The organism is Halomonas caseinilytica (assembly GCF_001662285.1).
GTDB classification, from domain to species: domain Bacteria; phylum Pseudomonadota; class Gammaproteobacteria; order Pseudomonadales; family Halomonadaceae; genus Halomonas; species Halomonas caseinilytica.
The window spans coordinates 1-16,295 of sequence record NZ_BDEO01000016.1 but is presented as its reverse complement, the minus strand read 5'-3'; the positions used below and the strand labels follow the sequence as shown (position 1 = coordinate 16,295).

The 16,295-nt window shown below is 63.3% G+C and carries 16 protein-coding genes; 9 read left to right on the top strand and 7 right to left on the bottom strand.

What is annotated here, in order from left to right; all coding sequences use genetic code 11:
• Positions 1–5: 5 nt before the first annotated feature.
• Positions 6–572: an elongation factor P gene (efp, locus tag HSDC_RS15205; protein WP_064700803.1), complete on the top strand. Its 567-nt coding sequence runs from the start codon at positions 6–8 to the stop codon at positions 570–572.
• A 144-nt stretch (positions 573–716) separates the two neighbouring features.
• Entirely contained in the window at positions 717–1,691 is a 975-nt protein-coding gene (gene epmA / locus HSDC_RS15200) for an EF-P lysine aminoacylase EpmA (RefSeq protein WP_064700802.1), read from the top strand.
• Between the two features lie 95 nt (positions 1,692–1,786).
• Here the strand turns inward: epmA and asd are convergent, their stop codons facing one another.
• The 3 genes from asd to rsgA all read right to left on the bottom strand — a co-directional run bounded on the left by asd (position 1,787) and on the right by rsgA (position 4,709).
• The gene (asd, locus tag HSDC_RS15195) at positions 1,787–2,677 is read right to left on the bottom strand and encodes an archaetidylserine decarboxylase (RefSeq protein WP_064700801.1); all 891 of its coding nucleotides are present in this window, start codon (positions 2,675–2,677) and stop codon (positions 1,787–1,789) included.
• A gap of 137 nt (positions 2,678–2,814) precedes the next feature.
• Complete coding sequence (locus tag HSDC_RS15190; protein ID WP_170825700.1) at positions 2,815–3,642, bottom strand: sulfurtransferase; 828 nt, start codon at positions 3,640–3,642, stop codon at positions 2,815–2,817.
• 14 nt (positions 3,643–3,656) lie between these two features.
• Positions 3,657–4,709, bottom strand: a complete 1,053-nt coding sequence (gene rsgA / locus HSDC_RS15185; RefSeq protein WP_064700799.1) for a small ribosomal subunit biogenesis GTPase RsgA — start codon at positions 4,707–4,709, stop codon at positions 3,657–3,659.
• Positions 4,710–4,795: 86 nt separating this feature from the next.
• Here rsgA and orn point away from each other — a divergent pair, with 86 nt between their 5' ends.
• Entirely contained in the window at positions 4,796–5,389 is a 594-nt protein-coding gene (gene orn, locus HSDC_RS15180; protein ID WP_064700798.1) for an oligoribonuclease, read from the top strand.
• A gap of 51 nt (positions 5,390–5,440) precedes the next feature.
• Here orn and HSDC_RS15175 read toward each other — a convergent pair whose 3' ends face one another.
• Positions 5,441–6,232, bottom strand: coding sequence for an SIMPL domain-containing protein (locus HSDC_RS15175; RefSeq protein WP_064700797.1), 792 nt, complete (start codon positions 6,230–6,232; stop codon positions 5,441–5,443).
• 196 nt (positions 6,233–6,428) lie between these two features.
• Between HSDC_RS15175 and HSDC_RS15170 the strand changes: the two genes are divergently transcribed.
• Positions 6,429–7,556 (top strand): AI-2E family transporter, encoded by a 1,128-nt coding sequence (locus HSDC_RS15170; protein ID WP_064700796.1) that lies wholly within the window; start codon positions 6,429–6,431, stop codon positions 7,554–7,556.
• Between the two features lie 72 nt (positions 7,557–7,628).
• Here HSDC_RS15170 and trxA read toward each other — a convergent pair whose 3' ends face one another.
• Positions 7,629–7,952 carry a thioredoxin gene (trxA, locus tag HSDC_RS15165; RefSeq protein ID WP_064700795.1) on the bottom strand — a complete coding sequence of 108 codons (324 nt, stop codon included), beginning with the start codon at positions 7,950–7,952 and terminating at the stop codon, positions 7,629–7,631.
• A 233-nt stretch (positions 7,953–8,185) separates the two neighbouring features.
• Here trxA and cysB point away from each other — a divergent pair, with 233 nt between their 5' ends.
• Positions 8,186–9,157: an HTH-type transcriptional regulator CysB gene (gene cysB / locus HSDC_RS15160; protein WP_064700794.1), complete on the top strand. Its 972-nt coding sequence runs from the start codon at positions 8,186–8,188 to the stop codon at positions 9,155–9,157.
• A gap of 87 nt (positions 9,158–9,244) precedes the next feature.
• Here cysB and HSDC_RS15155 read toward each other — a convergent pair whose 3' ends face one another.
• Both HSDC_RS15155 and pabB read right to left on the bottom strand, forming a co-directional pair.
• The gene (locus tag HSDC_RS15155) at positions 9,245–9,865 is read right to left on the bottom strand and encodes a phosphoadenosine phosphosulfate reductase domain-containing protein (protein ID WP_064700793.1); all 621 of its coding nucleotides are present in this window, start codon (positions 9,863–9,865) and stop codon (positions 9,245–9,247) included.
• A gap of 119 nt (positions 9,866–9,984) precedes the next feature.
• Positions 9,985–11,343, bottom strand: coding sequence for an aminodeoxychorismate synthase component I (pabB, locus tag HSDC_RS15150; RefSeq protein WP_064700792.1), 1,359 nt, complete (start codon positions 11,341–11,343; stop codon positions 9,985–9,987).
• Positions 11,344–11,570: 227 nt separating this feature from the next.
• On the opposite strand from pabB, the gene HSDC_RS15145 reads away from it, so the two are divergent.
• From HSDC_RS15145 to prpD, 4 genes are all read left to right on the top strand, one after another.
• A complete protein-coding gene (locus tag HSDC_RS15145; RefSeq protein WP_064700791.1) occupies positions 11,571–12,311 on the top strand; it encodes a GntR family transcriptional regulator in 741 nt (246 codons plus the stop codon).
• 1 nt (position 12,312) lies between these two features.
• The gene (prpB, locus tag HSDC_RS15140; RefSeq protein WP_064700790.1) at positions 12,313–13,203 is read left to right on the top strand and encodes a methylisocitrate lyase; all 891 of its coding nucleotides are present in this window, start codon (positions 12,313–12,315) and stop codon (positions 13,201–13,203) included.
• Positions 13,204–13,241: 38 nt separating this feature from the next.
• A complete protein-coding gene (gene prpC / locus HSDC_RS15135) occupies positions 13,242–14,369 on the top strand; it encodes a bifunctional 2-methylcitrate synthase/citrate synthase (RefSeq protein ID WP_064700789.1) in 1,128 nt (375 codons plus the stop codon).
• A 99-nt stretch (positions 14,370–14,468) separates the two neighbouring features.
• Positions 14,469–15,953: a 2-methylcitrate dehydratase gene (gene prpD / locus HSDC_RS15130; RefSeq protein WP_064700788.1), complete on the top strand. Its 1,485-nt coding sequence runs from the start codon at positions 14,469–14,471 to the stop codon at positions 15,951–15,953.
• Positions 15,954–16,295: the final 342 nt, after the last annotated feature.

Here is a 16,295-nt window from a genome sequence, read left to right as displayed (position 1 = left end):
ACATCATGGCGAACTATTCTACCAACGAATTCAAGGGCGGTTTGAAGGTCATGCTGGATGGCGATCCCTGTGCCATCCTCGAGAACGATTACGTCAAACCGGGCAAGGGCCAGGCCTTCAACCGGGTCAAGCTGCGCAATCTGATGACCGGTCGTGTCTGGGAGCGTACCTTCAAGTCTGGCGAGTCTCTGGAAGGGGCTGATGTCCTCGAGCTGGACATGGAGTACCTGTATACCGATGGCGAGATGTGGTACTTCATGCTCAACGATGGTTCCTTCGAGCAGTATCCGGTGGAGAAGAAGGCCCTGGGCGATACCGAGAAGTGGCTCAAGGAGCAGGTGGTCTACACCGTTACTCTGTGGAACGACAACGTCATCAACGTCACGCCGCCGAACTTCATCGAGCTGGAAGTGACCGAGACCGACCCCGGTCTCAAGGGCGATACGGCCCAGGGTGGTTCCAAGCCGGCCACGCTCTCCTCGGGCGCCGTGGTGCGCGTGCCGCTGTTCATCAACGAGGGCGAGGTGCTGAAGGTCGATACACGTACCGGCGAGTATGTCGGCCGTGCGTGAGTCGGGTTGCGTCCAGCGCCGTGAGCGGTGAGCGCCAAGAAGACGCCTTTCCGGTGCCCTTCGGCGTGGTAGTCGCCTTCCGGCTTGTTACGGCATTGATGGCCACGCTTCGGCGTGGCTTTCGCGTTTCTGGAGGAGTTCCTGATGTCCATCGAGTGGCGGCCTACCGCCGAGGTCGCGACGCTGCGTGAGCGGGCGAGGTTGCTCGGCGAGGTGCGTGCCTTCTTCGCCGAGCGTGGCGTGCTGGAAGTGGAAACGCCGGTGCTCGGTCACGGCGGCAGCACCGATGTGCATCTAGCCTCGCTGGCCTGCCGGGCCTCGACGTCGGCGGGGCGTGAGCGCCTGTGGCTGCAGACCTCGCCGGAGTTCCACATGAAGCGGCTGCTGGCGGCCGGCAGCGGTCCGATCTTCCAGCTGGCCAGAAGCTTTCGGGACGGCGAAGTGGGGAGACGCCACAACCTCGAGTTCACCATGCTGGAGTGGTATCGCCCCGGGTTCACCCTCGACGCGTTGATGTCGGAGACCGAGGCGCTGATTCGGCGAGTGCTGCCCGAAGCTCCTGGCGCCATGCGTCGCCGACGCTATCGCGAGCTGTTCCGCGAGCACCTGGCGCTCGATCCTTTCCGCGAGCCTCTCGATGCACTGCGTCGGCTGGCCGCCGAGCGGGGCGAGCTCGACATGGCGCAGGCGTCCCGCGATGACTGCCTCGATCTGCTGATGAGCCTGGTCATCGAGCCGATGCTGGGGCGTGATGGTCTCGATGTGGTGATCGATTATCCGGCCAGCCAGGCGGCGTTGGCCCGGTGCCACCAGGATCCCGAGGATGGCGAGTGGGTTGCTTCACGCTTCGAGATCTATCTTGGCGGGCTGGAACTCGCCAACGGCTATGACGAGCTCACCGATGCCGGGGAGCAGCGAGCCCGCTTCACCGAGGACAATGCCTCCCGTCGTGCCGCCGGCCTGCCCGAGGTGGACGTGGACGAACGCCTGCTGGCCGCGCTCGAGGCAGGCATGCCGGCGGGCAGCGGTGTCGCGCTGGGGCTCGATCGGTTGATCCAGTTGGCGCTGGGCAAGGCGTCCGTGGCCGACGTGATGGCGTTTGCCACGCCGCGAGCGTAGGAAACGCTGAAGAGCTTATCGGGTGTCGTGGAGCGCAAGGCGCGCCGTGCACTTCATCACCATGTTCGGCTATTGGTTCCGCATTTCCTCGGGCCTCACCTTGTCCTCTCCGGGCCCGTCTTTTCAGACAACGTCTGGGCGGGCTCGGAAAGGCTGAGGCTGCCCAGGCGTTGTCCCATCTGCACCTTGCGTTCCCGTTTTCCGGAAACGAAATCGACCGACTCGGCAAAGGCCATCACCACGGTGGAGCCGAGCTTGAAGCGGCCCATCTCGGCCCCTTTTGCCAGATGCACCGGGGTGTCGAAGCGTATGCGCTGGATGCCGCGGCGGGGAAGCGGGGTGATCTGGCCGGCCCAGACGGTTTCGATACCGGCGACGATCATGGCACCGACCAGTACCAGGACCATGGGCCCGTGCTCGGTGTCGAAGTGGCAGACCAGGCGCTCGTTGCGGGCGAACAGTCGGGGCACATGCCCGGTGGTGGCGGTGTTCACCGAGAACAGCCGCCCCGGCACATAGGTCATCTCGCGCAGGGTGCCGGTCACCGGCATGTGCACGCGATGATAGTCGCGGGGGGAGAGGTAGACCGTGGCGAAGCTGCCGCCATGGAAGCGGGAAGCGGCGGTGCTGTCTCCGCCGAGCAGCTCGGTGACGGTGAATTCGCGGCCCTTGGCCTGGATCAGCCGCCCTGACTCGATGGCGCCGAAGCGGGACAGGGTACCATCGGCAGGCGATACCAGGCCTTCGCCGATCGGGCGGGCGTCCTCCTTCAGGGGGCGGGTGAAGAAGTCGTTGAAGCTGGCATAGGCTCCCGGATCCGGTTGCCGTGCCTCTGTCATGTCGACACCGAAGCGGCGGATGAAGGTGCGGATGGCCAGGTCCTTGATCCAGGTCACCCGGCAATCGGCGAGTCGTCCCATCAGGCGTGACAGGGCGTGGTGGGGCAACGGGTATTGAATCAGGGAAAAGAGTTTGGCTAGGGTCACGTGGAAACGTTCCGGTCAATTGCATGAGTGATCAGCGGGAAGAATGAAGAAGGAAGACAGCGACTTGGTTTTCTTCCCTCTTCAAAGCGCGAAGCGCCGGTCTTCCGTCTTCAAGCGGCGTAGCCGCGTCTTGCCGCTTATTTTTCGATCGGCGTATCGTCACGGTTGCCCCATTCCTGCCAGGAGCCGGCGTAGCCGCGCATCCTGAACCCCAGTGCCTTGCCAACCAGCCAGGTGAAGCCGCTTCGGTGATGGCTCTGGCAGTGAGTGGCGATTTCCATGTCGGGCGTCAGGCCAAGAGCCTCCAGTTCGGTGATCAATTCCGCATAGTCGCGAATGCGCAACTGGCGTTCCTTGTCCATGGCGTCGGTCCAGTCCAGGTTGACCGCGCCCGGGATATGGCCGAGCCGCTGGTTGTTGCCCTTGTGGCCGAGGTATTCGTCCCGGCTGCGAGCGTCCCAGATGGCAAAACCCGGCTCGCCCAGTCGTTCGGCGATCTCGTGGCGATCGATGGCGACATCGGAGTGGCGGATCTCGGCTTCGTAGTCGCTCGGGGTCGGTGTGTGTGATTCGGTCGAGACTGCCTGGCCCGCGGCCCGCCAGGCATGTATGCCACCGTTGAGATAGGAGTAGCGGGTGTGGCCGAGCAGCTCCAGGGTCCACAGCAGTCGACCGGCCCAGCCGCCGCCTTCGTCATCGTAGGCGACCACATGGGTATCCCGGGTCAGGCCCAGAGACGAGAACAGGCGCGAGAGGGCTTCCTCCGAAGGCACCTCGTTGGGCACCTCGCCTTCTCCGCGCAGCAGGCGGCGATGATCCAGGTAAACGGCGCCGGGAACGTGTCCCTGCTCATGGCTCTCGGCCTTGAGGGGGACGTCGATGATCAACAGTTCTGGTGCATCGAGATGCTCGGCGAGCTGTTCAGGCTCGATGATCAAGGGCAAGAGGTTGTCTTCGGAACTCATGGCGTTCTCCTGACTCAGGTCTCTTCGAGACTATCGACGATACGTCGATAGCTGGCAAAGCGGTCGGCATGGATCTCGCCGCGCTCCACGGCGGCAAGCAGGGCACAGCCCGGTTCGGCGCGGTGCCGACAGTCGCGGAAGCGGCAGCGACCCAGATAGTCGCGGAACTCGATGAAGCCATCGGCGATCTGGTCCGCATCGAGGTGGGCCAGGCCGAATTCGCGGATTCCCGGGGAATCGATCAGCTCCCCGCCGCTGTCGTCCTCGCCGAGTGCACTGTCCGGGGGTGCGCTGCCCGGGAAGCGGTAGAGCCGCGCCGTGGTCGTGGTGTGGGTTCCCTTGCGGCTGTCCTCGGACAGGGCGCCGATGCGCAGCTCCTCATCGGGCAGCAGGCGGTCGATGAGCGAGGACTTGCCAACGCCGCTCTGGCCGACGAATACCGAGGTGCGGCCTTTCAACTGGCGCTGCAGAGCCTCGAGACCTGTGCGGGTGGCCGTGGTGGTGGTCACTACTGGGTAGCCGAGTGTCGCATAGCGATCCAGCAGGGAGCGCAACTCGCCGCCCTCATCGGGCAGCAGGTCAATCTTGTTGAGCACCAGAACCGGAGGAATGCCGGTGGCTTCGGCAGCGACCAGGTAGCGGTCGATGAGGTTGGCATGGGGCTCCGGCTCCACGGCGAAGACGATTAGGATCTGGTCGATGCCGGCTGCCACCGGCTTGAGGCGGCCCCGGGCATCGGGGCGCTCCAGCACGGTATCGCGCGGCTCCCGGGCGACGACCACGCCGCTGCCGTCCTCTCCGGCTCGCCAGATCACCCGGTCGCCGGTGACCAGCCCTTCGAGGTTGGCTCTCAGGTGGCAGCGTGTCGTGGCGCCGCCGTCTGCCGGCGCCACTTCCAGGCTGTGGCCGAAGTGGGCGATCACCCGGCCGGGCTGTTCGGGGCCGTATTCGCCGGCGGCCAGCCGTTCGGTATCGTGATCGTCGCGCTGCTTGGCGCGTCGGGCGCGTTCGGCCTGGGTCTTCTCGATGCGCCAGCGCTGCTGGCGGCTCAGCTTGCGTTTGCTCATGGTGGCCCGAAGGTCGGTACAATGACGGCATTGTACTCACCAACGGGCCTGGCTGTCGCCAGCCGGCCGTCCAGCGAGGAACCCTCATGGCTGCAATGAACGATACGCAAGATCCCCGTGCCCAGCGCCTGGTATGGATCGATCTGGAGATGACAGGGCTCGATCCCGAGCGCGAGCGCATCATCGAGGTCGCCACGCTGGTGACCGATGCCGATTTGAACGTAGTGGCAGAGGGCCCGGTACTTGCCGTCCATCAGCCCGATGCGTTGCTCGAGGCCATGGACGACTGGAACCGCAAGACCCATGGCGGCTCGGGGCTGACCGAGCGGGTGCGCACCAGCGACATCGATACCGCCGAGGCCGAGCGGCGTACCCTGGCGTTTCTGCACGAGCATGTGACGCCTGGCACATCGCCCATGTGCGGCAACAGCGTGCATCAGGATCGGCGTTTCCTGGAGCGGGAGATGCCCGAGCTGCTGGCCTTCTTCCACTATCGAAATCTCGATGTCTCCACGCTCAAGGAACTGGCCAAGCGCTGGAACCCGGGGGCACTGGTCGGCTTTGGCAAGCGCAACGTGCATCTGGCGATGGACGACATCAAGGAATCCATTGCCGAGCTGGCGCACTATCGCCGTACGTTCCTGCGCCTGGATGACGAGGACAGCGACGAGGAGGAGTGACGCCTCGGCGGGGCGGGCAAGCCCCTGGAGGACTTGCCCGTCGACGGTCGTTTACTGCTCGGATTCGATTTCCCAGCTGACATTGACCATGGCATCGAGCGTGATGGTGCCGGGGCGGTATTCCGCGTTGGCGCCGCCGGCGCTTTCCTGGACGGCATCGGCGCTCATGGCCATCATGCGGGGCTGGAACACCGGGGCTTGATTCTCGCTCACGTTGATCACCGGACCCAGGGTCACGTTCAGGGTCCGGGCCATCAGCTCTGCCTTGTGGCGTGCCTTTTCCAGTGCCTTGGTTAGTGCCTCGTCGGTGGCCTGTTCGCGGTCGGAGAGGTCGTAGGTCACGCCGTCGAGGGCATTGACGCCGGCCTCGGTGAGGGCATCGAGCATCATCGGCAGATCGTCGAGATCTCTGATCTCGATCTGGAAGGGGCGCTCCAGGCGCGTCCGCACCAGCGGTGTAGGCTCTGACTCTTCTTTACGCTGGCCTTGCAGGATCTCGGGTTGCACGCGCAGCGATCCCGCGCTGATGGCGTCACGTTCCAGCCCGGCATCCTCCAGGGTCTGGATCAGGGTGGCGGCACGCTCTTCGAGGCGCTTGCGTGCCTCGGCCAGCGCCTCGGGATCGGCCTTGGCTTCCTCGCGCTGAGCGATGGCCGGGGTGCGTTCCCAGAGGCGTGCGCTCAGGGTGGCTTCATCCGGTACGACCTGAAGTTCGGCCCGAGCCTGCACATCCAGCCGGTTGCGGGGAGTGTCCTGTTGCGCGGCGGCCACTAGGGGAGTGGCGAGCAGCAGGGCGGAGAGCAGGGCGCCCGGTAGTAGCGAGTGTCGACGAACGAGAGACATGGCGCTTTCCTTTTCGCGGTTAAGGTCTGTGGTTGGAACTCACGGAGCTGGGTCGGGTTCCCTGATGTCTGAGTGCCGATGTCGAGTTGCGTATTTGCTGCACGATCCACGACCGCAACCTGGCGTCGGCGCATTTGTACCCTGACAAGGCAGGCGGCATCATGAGCACTCCTATCACCTGTGGAGTATGGCGGGCATGGCGCGACCCGATGACGATTTCGAGCGTAGCATTCCTCTCAATCTGACGCTGGCGCTGGCCGCCCTGGTCATCATCATCGCCGGCATGCGGGTCGGGGCGGGGTTGCTGGTTCCCCTGCTGCTGTCGCTGTTCATCGCGGTGGTCTGCACGGCCCCGGTGCAGTGGCTGCATCGCCTGGGCCTGAGCCGGCGGTTGTCGGTCTGGTTAACCCTGGTGGTGATCGGGGGCTTCATCTCGCTGCTGGGCATTCTGCTGGTCAACAGCTTCGGGACCTTCGTCGAGGAACTGCCGGGCATCGAGGAAAAGCTCTACCAGTACTATCTCGGCATTCTCGATGGGCTGGCCAACCTGGGGCTGGCCATCGACACTGGCTGGCTGTCCGGCCTGTTCGATGCCGACAGGTTCGGCGACTGGATTCCGGCGCTGCTCGGCCAGGTGGGCAACCTGATGATGCAGAGCGTGGTGGTGGCCTTGCTGGTCATGTTCCTGCTCTTCGAGACGCTGAACTTCCGCGACAAGTTGTCGCGCGCACTCGCCAATCCCGCCCCGAGCCTGCGTCGCTTTCAGGAATTCAGCATGACCCTGAAACGTTACCTGGCGGTCAAGACACTGGTGAGCCTGGCGACCGGCGCCTTGATCTGGGTGGCCTGCCAACTGGTGGGCGTGGAATTCCCGTTGCTCTGGGCGGTGCTGGCGTTCGCGCTCAACTACATTCCCAACATCGGCTCGGCGATCGCTGCCGTGCCGCCGGTCCTGTTGTTGCTGGTGTCCCCTGACGGTGGTCTCGTCAAGGCGCTGATCCTCAGTGGTGCCTACCTGGGCGTCAACTTCGTGCTCGGCAATATCATCGAGCCCAGGGTGATGGGGCGAGCGCTGGGCTTGTCCACCTTCGTGGCCTTTCTGTCACTGGTCGTCTGGGGTTGGGTGTTCGGCGTGGTGGGCATGCTCTTGTCGGTCGTGTTGACGATGACCCTCAAGATCGCCCTGGACAGTCATCCGCAGACGCGCTGGATCGCCCACTTGCTGGGGCCGGGCACGTCACCTATCGAGAAGGCCGACCAGCCGCCCTCCAGACGTGATGATAATGATGACAAGGGCGAAACAGGGGAAGAGACGAGCGCTTGAGCGTCACATGCAACGAACGCGCCCCAGGGCAGGCCCGGGGCGCGTCGTGTCGCTGAGCTGACCCGGAGTCGATCAGGCGTTCTGGTCGATGAACTGGATCAACTGTGACTTGGACTGAGCTCCGACCAGAGAGGCGACCTTGGCGCCGGACTTGAACAGCATCACGGTGGGGACACCTCGTACGCCCTGCTCGGCGGCGATTTCCGGCGCGTCGTCCACATTGATGCTGACGATCTTGAGGTTGCCTTCGCGCTCCTCGGCGACCTCGTCGACCACCGGTGCCATGACCTTGCAGGGACCACACCAGGGAGCCCAGAACTTCAGCAGGACCGGGGTCTCGGCGTTGAGGACTTCCTGCTCGAAGTTGGCGTTGGTGACATCGACGTTATTGGCCATGGGATTCTCCAGTTACTACGTTGCGCGTATCGCGCGGAAGATCGGGCATGCAAGCATGCTGGTCGGTCGATGGTAGCGGTCGACCGGGATGCTGGCAAATCCGCGTGCGACTTGGGAGGCATGCCGGGTCGTTCAGGTGACGGCAACAATGATATGCTATAAAGTAATCATAAACTATTTTTTTATGTCGCAATGGACTGTCGTTGCTGTCGCGGCATGCAAGGGGGAGGGTCATGAAGCTCCAGCAGTTGAGGTACATCTGGGAAGTCTCGCGCCACAATCTCAATGTCTCGGCGACCGCCCAAAGCCTTTATACCTCGCAACCCGGCATTTCCAAACAGATACGTCTGCTTGAGGATGAGCTCGGTGTCGAGATCTTCGCGCGCAGCGGCAAGCACCTGACTCGGGTGACGCCGGCCGGGGAGGCGATCATCGAGCTGGCCGGCCAGGTGTTGCGACTGACGGACAACATCAAGCATGTCTCCCAGGAGCACAGCGATGAGCGGCGTGGCAGCATGGCCATCGCGACCACTCATACCCAGGCCCGGTATGCCCTACCGCCGGTGATTCGAGAGTTCACCAGCCGTTACCCGGACGTGGCCTTGCACATGCAGCAGGGCACGCCCCGCCAGATTGCCCAGATGGTCAGTGACGGCCAGGCTGATTTCGCGATCTGCACCGAGTCGCTGGATCTGTTCAACGATCTGGTGCTGTTGCCCTGCTATCGCTGGAACCGTTGCGTACTGGTGCCCCGGGGCCATCCGCTGGCGGAAGTCGAGCCACTGACCCTGGAGGCCCTGGCCGAGCATCCGCTGGTGACCTATGTGTTCGGTTTCACCGGGCGTTCGCAACTCGACGATGCCTTCCGGGCCAAGGGACTCTCGCCCAATGTGGTGCTGACCGCCGCCGATTCGGACGTGATCAAGACCTATGTGCGCCTGGGCATGGGGGTGGGCATCGTGGCTCACATGGCCTTCGACCCGGACCAGGACGATGATCTGGTGGCGCTGGATGCCAGCCACTTGTTCGCCAGCTCCACCACCAAGATCGGTATCCGGCGAGGTACTTTCATGCGTGGTTACATGTATGACTTCCTCAAGGGCTTCGCCGGGCATCTGGAGCGCGAGCTGGTGGAAGCTGCCCTGGAGGCCGGGCCTCGCCATGAGGAGGCGTTGTTCCGGGATATCGAGTTGCCGGTGAGGTGACATTTCCCCATCCATTCGTGATGTCGCCATGTCAAAACGCCAGCGCCCGTCCATATGGACGGGCGCTGGCGTTCGGGGCAGGTCGACTCAGTGCTGCAGGTGCAGCCCGCACTCGCGCTTTTCCTCGACCTTGGTGGGGTCGAAGTAGTCGAACTCGTTGGGCAGATCGTGGGCCTGCAGGTACTGGTACATGTCGCGTGCCGTCCAGTGCAGCAAGGGGGCGATCTTGAGCAGGCCATCGGCATTGCGCGTCACCGGCGCCATGCGAGCGCGTTCCGGTGTGTCCTCGGCGCGCAGCGCAGTGAACCAGACATCCGGCGCCATCTCGCGCAGGGCGCGATTGAAGGGCTCGAGCTTGACCTCTTCGGTGAAGGCGGCATGACGCGGATCGTCGATGCCTGGCGTCGGCCCCTCGACCGCCTCGCGATGGGCCCGCGAGCGCTTCGGAAGATAGGTGATCAGGTTGAGTCCGAGGCGCTTGACGAGCGCATCGGCGAAGCGATAGGTCGCTTCGGTGTTGTAACCGTGGTCCATCCACACGACGGGAATATCCGGCCGTTGACGCGCGACCATGTGCAGGATGACCGCCTCGAAGGGGCGAAAGTTGGTGGTGCAGATAGGCTGGCTGCCCTGTTGAAGGGACCAGCGAATCAAGGCCTCGGGGTCGTTGCCGAGATCACGGTTGATGACGTCGAGTTGCGGCTCCATAGGGAAGCTCCCGGATGGTGACATTCAATCTGGATGCCACACTAGCAGAGCTGCAACCGGCTTCCCCAATACCGATTCATTGGATGTTTATTCCTTTGGGGTTTAAGGGTGGTGTTTTCTTATTCCTGGTGGTGTTGTTCTTCCGATGTTGCCAGGGATTGCATCAAGTGACGGATCTTGTCGAGCGTCTCGGTGTACTCCTCATCGCCGCGTGAGTCCGCCACCAGGCCACCGCCGCCCCAGAGGTGCAGTCGCCCAGCGTCGGCCACGGCGGTACGAATGGCGATGGAGGTATCCATGCGGCCCCGCACGTCGACATAGCCCAGGCTGCCGCAGTAGGCGCTGCGCTCGGAAGGCTCCAGCTCGTCGATGATCTGCATGGCGCGCACCTTGGGGGCGCCGGTGATGGAGCCGCCCGGAAAGGCTGCGGCGAGAAGATCGAGCGGCGAGTGTGCCGCGTCCAGTTCGCCGGTGACTACGCTGACCAGATGATGAACGTTGGCATAGCTCTCCAGGGCGCAGAGCTGCGGTACCCGGACGCTGCCGGGGCGGCAGACCCGTCCCAGGTCGTTGCGCAGCAGGTCGACGATCATCACGTTCTCGGCACGATCCTTGACGCTGGAAGTGAGTGCCTCGGCGAGCGCCTGGTCTTCGGCGTCGGTATGCCCGCGCGGACGGGTGCCCTTGATCGGCCGGGTTTCCACATGGCCATCGGCGCAATGCAGGAAACGCTCCGGCGAGAGCGAGAGGATGCCTTGATCGCCCCAGGCGATGAAGCCGGCAAAAGGCGTGGGCGTGGCGCGCCTCAGACGGCAATAGGCGTGCCACAGATCGCCGCTGTAGGGGGCGCTGAAACGCTGGGCGAGATTGATCTGGTAGCAGTCGCCCGCGCGAATGTAATGCTGCACGGCATCGAAACGCGCCAGATAGTCATCGCGGCTTTGTTCGGGCTGGAAGGGGCCGGTCAGGCGGAAGGTCTCGCTCGCGGGCGGGGAGGCGTTCAACCATGCCAGCACCTGGGCGCGCCGCGGAGCGCTGGCCACCAGCCAGGCCTCATGGCGTTGATGATCCTGGATGATGGCCCAGTCATAGAGGCCGACGCGGCTGGCCGGTAGCTTGGCCACCGTCGTGGCGTTGCCGGGGATCGGTTCGAGTTGCTGTCCCAGGTCGTAACTCCAGTAGCCGATCAAGCCACCGAGAAAGGGCAGGTCGCTGTCGGGAACCACGTGAGGCAGCCGTTCCAGCAGAGCCTTCTGGGCCTGGAAGGGGGCGCTCCGTTCATGGGCGGTGGCCGGACTGTTGCCCGACAGCTCGAACGTTTCCAGTGGGTCACTCGACAGGATGTCGTAGCGCCCTCCAGGGGCTTCGGGACGGCCGCTGTCGAGCAGCACGGCACCTGGGCGATGACGCAGGACCGCAAAGGTCTCCAGAGGCGAGGTCCGGTACGGCAGTGGGGTGATTTCGAGTGGTGATGTCATGGGCGCGCCTTACCTCAACAGGCGCAATATTCTAGGCGCCTTGACGGCATTTGTCCCAGCCGAACCGGCAGCCTGGATCAACGCGACGCATTCATTGTCGACATTTCTGCGAGGGTCGGCTTGGTTGTCTACAACCAAAGGGGGAGGGGATTCCATTTGGCGGCGTGTTGACCCGATAATGGGGGCTGGCTAGAGTGCTTTCATTCACCTTATTGTCGACAATTGCCATGAACAACGCCCTACCCGGAACGGTCGCCACGCCTGAAGTCCGCACCCTGGCGGAACGGGTCTTTCAACAGTTGCAGGATGCCATCGTGCGGGGCGAGCTGGCGCCGGGCAGCAAGATCACCGAACCCGGCCTGTCGCAGGCCTACGGGATTTCCCGCGGCCCCTTGAGAGAGGCCATGCGGCGTCTGGAGGCGCACCGGTTGATCGAACGGGTGCCGCATGTCGGCGCCCGGGTGGTGAAGCTGTCGATCAAGGAGCTGCTGGAGCTCTTCGATGTTCGTGAGGCCCTGGAGAGCATGGCGGCACGCCTGGCGGCCGAACACATGAATGCCGAGGAAATCGCCGGCCTTCGCGAGGTGCTGGCCGTGCACGAGCGACAATCGGACCTGCGTCGCGGGGAGGCCTATTACCAGCGCGAAGGCGACCTGGACTTCCATTACCGCATCGTTCAGGGCAGCCACAACCGCATGCTGATGGGGCTGTTGTGCGATGACCTCTATTACCTGGTCCGCATGTATCGCACCCAGTTCAGCGCCAGTGGCACCCGGCCCCAGCGAGCCTTCGTCGAACACCATCGCATCGTCGATGCCATCGAGGCCGGAGACGCCGAGCTTGCCGAATTGCTGATGCGTCGTCACGTCAGCGCCTCCCGGGAAAACGTCGTCGACCGTTACGCCGCTGCCTTGAATCAGGACGAAGAAATGTCCGAGAGGACACGTCCGACTCATAATGGAGATTGACATGACACACCCCACACCCGGTGCGCGTTTCCGTGCTGCCCTGGACGCCAATCGGCCGTTGCCCGTCGTCGGGACCATCAATGCCTATACGGCGATGATGGCCGAGCGGGTCGGTCACCAGGCGGTCTATCTGTCCGGAGGCGGCGTGGCCAATGCCTCCTTCGGCCTGCCCGATCTCGGCATGACCACCATGAATGATGTGGTCGAGGATGCGCATCGCATCTGTGGTGCCACCGATCTGCCTCTGCTGGTGGATATCGATACCGGTTGGGGAGGGGCCTTCAACATCTCGCGTACCGTCAAGGAGATGCAACGCGCCGGTGTGGCCGCCGTGCATCTCGAGGACCAGGTAGCCCAGAAGCGCTGCGGGCATCGCCCCAACAAGGCCATTGTCTCTCGACAGGAGATGGTCGACCGCATCAAGGCGGCGGCGGATGCCCGGATGGATCCGGACTTCTATCTGATCGCTCGCACCGATGCCTTCCAGAAGGAGGGGCTGGAGGCGGCCATCGAGCGTGCCAACGCCTGCATCGAGGCCGGTGCCGATGCCATCTTCGCTGAAGCGGTGCATACCCTGGACGATTATCGCGCCTTCTGCGAGTGCGTCGATGCGCCGATCCTGGCCAACATTACCGAGTTCGGGGCGACGCCGCTGTTCTCGCAGCAGGAGCTGGCCGAGGTGGGCTGCCGGATCGTGCTTTATCCGCTTTCCGCCTTTCGTGCCATGAACGCCGCGGCGCTCAACGTGTATCGGAGCATTCTCGACAACGGTCACCAGCGTGAGGTGGTGGACCAGATGCAGACGCGGGAGGAACTCTACGACTTCCTCAATTATCACGATTTCGAACGCAAGCTCGATGCCCTGTTCACCGGCAACGACGGTAACGAGTAGGGCGTTCGCCTAATCCGTTCATCACGAGGAGACACGAGATGGCAGACAAACCGATTGGTGGTGCCGGTCTACGTGGCCAAAGCGCCGGCTCCACGGCACTATGCACCGTTGGCAAGTCCGGTTCCGGCTTGACCTATCGCGGTTTCGATATCAAGGAACTGGCCGACAAGGCGCGCTTCGAGGAAGTGGCTTACCTGCTGTTGAAAGGCAAGTTGCCCAATCAGGCCGAACTCGATGCCTATGTTGCCAAGCTTCAGGGCCTGAGAGGGCTGCCCGCCGCGCTCAAGACAGTGCTCGAGCAGATTCCGGCCAGTGCCCATCCCATGGACGTGATGCGCACCGGCGCGTCCATGCTCGGCAACCTGGAGACCGAGGAGAGTTTCGAGCAGGAGCAGGACACCGCCGATCGCCTGCTCGCCGTGCTGCCCTCGATCATCTGCTACTGGTATCGCTATTCTCACGATGGCGTGCGCATCGACACCGAGACCGATGACGAGTCCGTGGGGGGCCACTTCCTGCACCTGCTGCGTGATGAGCCGGCCTCGGAACTGCACGCCCGGGTCATGAACGTCTCGCTGATTCTCTATGCCGAGCATGAGTTCAACGCTTCCACCTTTACCGCTCGGGTCTGCGCCTCGACGCTTTCCGACATGCATTCCTGCGTGACCGGTGCCATCGGCTCATTGCGTGGTCCGCTTCACGGTGGCGCCAACGAGGCGGCCATGGCGATGATCGAGAATTGGCAGTCGCCCGATGAGGCCGAGCGTGAACTGCTTGGCATGCTGGAGCGCAAGGAGAAGGTCATGGGCTTCGGGCATGCCATCTATCGCGAATCCGATCCGCGCAACGCCATCATCAAGCATTGGTCGAGCCGGCTCGCCGAGGATGTGGGCGACAGCGTTCTCTATCCGGTATCCGAGCGCGTCGAAGACGTCATGTGGCGCGAGAAGAAGTTGTTCTGCAATGCCGACTTCTTCCATGCCAGCGCCTACCACTTCATGGGCATCCCGACCAAGCTGTTCACGCCGATCTTCGTCTGCTCGCGGGTCACCGGTTGGTGTGCCCATGTCTTCGAGCAGCGCGAGAACAATCGCATCATTCGTCCAAGCGCCGACTATACCGGCCCCGAGAAGAGCGAGTGGGTGCCGATCGAGCAGCGCGACTGATCGTTTCGCCTTTTTGGCGGCTACCCGGTTATCGCCACCGTGCGTCTCGACGGTGGCGAGGCCTGCCCCGATCCCTTTCACAATGAGGAAACCGTCCCAATGAGCCAGACCGTCGAAAGCAATGTCCGTCCGGACTATGACGCTGAGCTGCGCAAGATCGCCGATTACGTGCTCGACTACCGCATCGACAGTGACGAAGCGCTGGATACCGCGCGCAATTGCCTGATGGATACGCTGGGGTGTGGGTTGCTGGCGCTTCGCTTTCCCGAATGCACCAAGCACCTCGGGCCACTGGTCGAAGGCACGGTTGTACCGCACGGCGCTCGTGTGCCGGGCACCTCCTTCCGGCTGGATCCGGTCAAGGCCGCCTGGGACATCGGGGCCATCATCCGCTGGCTGGACTACAACGATACCTGGCTGGCTGCCGAGTGGGGGCATCCCTCCGACAACCTGGGCGGCATTCTGGCGGTGGCTGATCATCTGTCACAGAAGCGTGTCGCCGAGGGAGAAGCGCCGCTGACCATGCGTGATGTGCTCGAGGCCATGATTATGGCGCACGAGATTCAGGGCATCCTGGCGCTGGACAACTCTTTCAACCGCGTCGGGCTCGATCACGTGGTGCTGGTCAAGGTGGCCACCACCGCCGTGACGGCCAAGATGATGGGGGCCGATCGTGAGCAGCTGTTGTCTGCCCTGTCGCATGCCTGGGCCGACGGCCAGAGCCTGCGAACCTATCGTCATGCCCCCAATGCCGGGTCCCGCAAGAGTTGGGCAGCAGGGGACGCGACGTCCCGGGGCGTGCGGCTTGCCGATATCGCCCTGCGCGGCGAGATGGGCATCCCCGGCGTGCTGAGTGCGCCGCAATGGGGGTTCTACGACGTGGCTTTCAGCCATTCCAACAAAGATCTATCTCTCAAGCCTCTGGAAGAGCGCAAGTTCACCTTCCAGCGCGAGTTCGGCACCTACACCATGGAAAATGTGCTGTTCAAGATTTCCTTCCCTGCCGAGTTCCATTCCCAGACCGCCTGCGAGGCAGCCGTGACCCTGCATCCGCAGGTCAAGGACCGCCTGGACGACATTGACCGGATCGTGCTGACGACCCATGACTCGGCGATTCGCATCATTTCCAAGTCCGGCAAGCTTGCCAACCCCGCCGACCGCGATCACTGCCTGCAGTACATGACGGCAGTACCGCTCATATTCGGCAACCTGGTGGCCGAGCACTATGAAGATGACTTCCATGCTGCCCATCCGATCATCGATGAGTTGCGCGAGAAGATGGAAGTCGTCGAGGACGAGCGCTACTCTCGCGACTATTACGATCCCGAGCGTCGCTCCATTGCCAATGCCATCCAGGTGTTCTTCAAGGATGGCAGTGCCACCGAAAAGGTCGAGGTCGAATACCCGATCGGCCATCGTCGCCGTCGTGCCGAGGGTATCCCGGTGCTGGAAGAAAAGTTCAAGCGCAACCTGGCGACCCGTTTTCCGGGAGGGCGGTGCGAGGCGATCATGGCATTGTGCAAGGATCAGCCGAGGCTCGAAGATACGCCGGTCAACAGGTTCGTCGACCTGTTCGTGATCTGAAGGCCCGCCACACCTGGCCGGCATGGCGGTGCCGGGCGCCCATTTGGCCGTGATGCATCCTGCCAGGCACGACGTGCCCATGGCGGGATGCTTGCGACTGGGCTATATTTTTTGTCTGCAGGGCTTGCGTCCTCGGCGTTGTATCCGTAAAGTACGCATCCGCTGCCGGCGACGGGCAACGTCGCAAGCGGTGAAGGGTGGTGGAAGCACCTGTTTTTCTTAGGGTTTTTCGAATCGCTTCGGAATTCGCCGGTTGACAGGAAGGCCGATTTCGGTAAAATGCTCGCCACTCGCTACAGGGCCCGCCGAGGGCTCGATTCGAAGTCGCCTCCATGAGGTGCG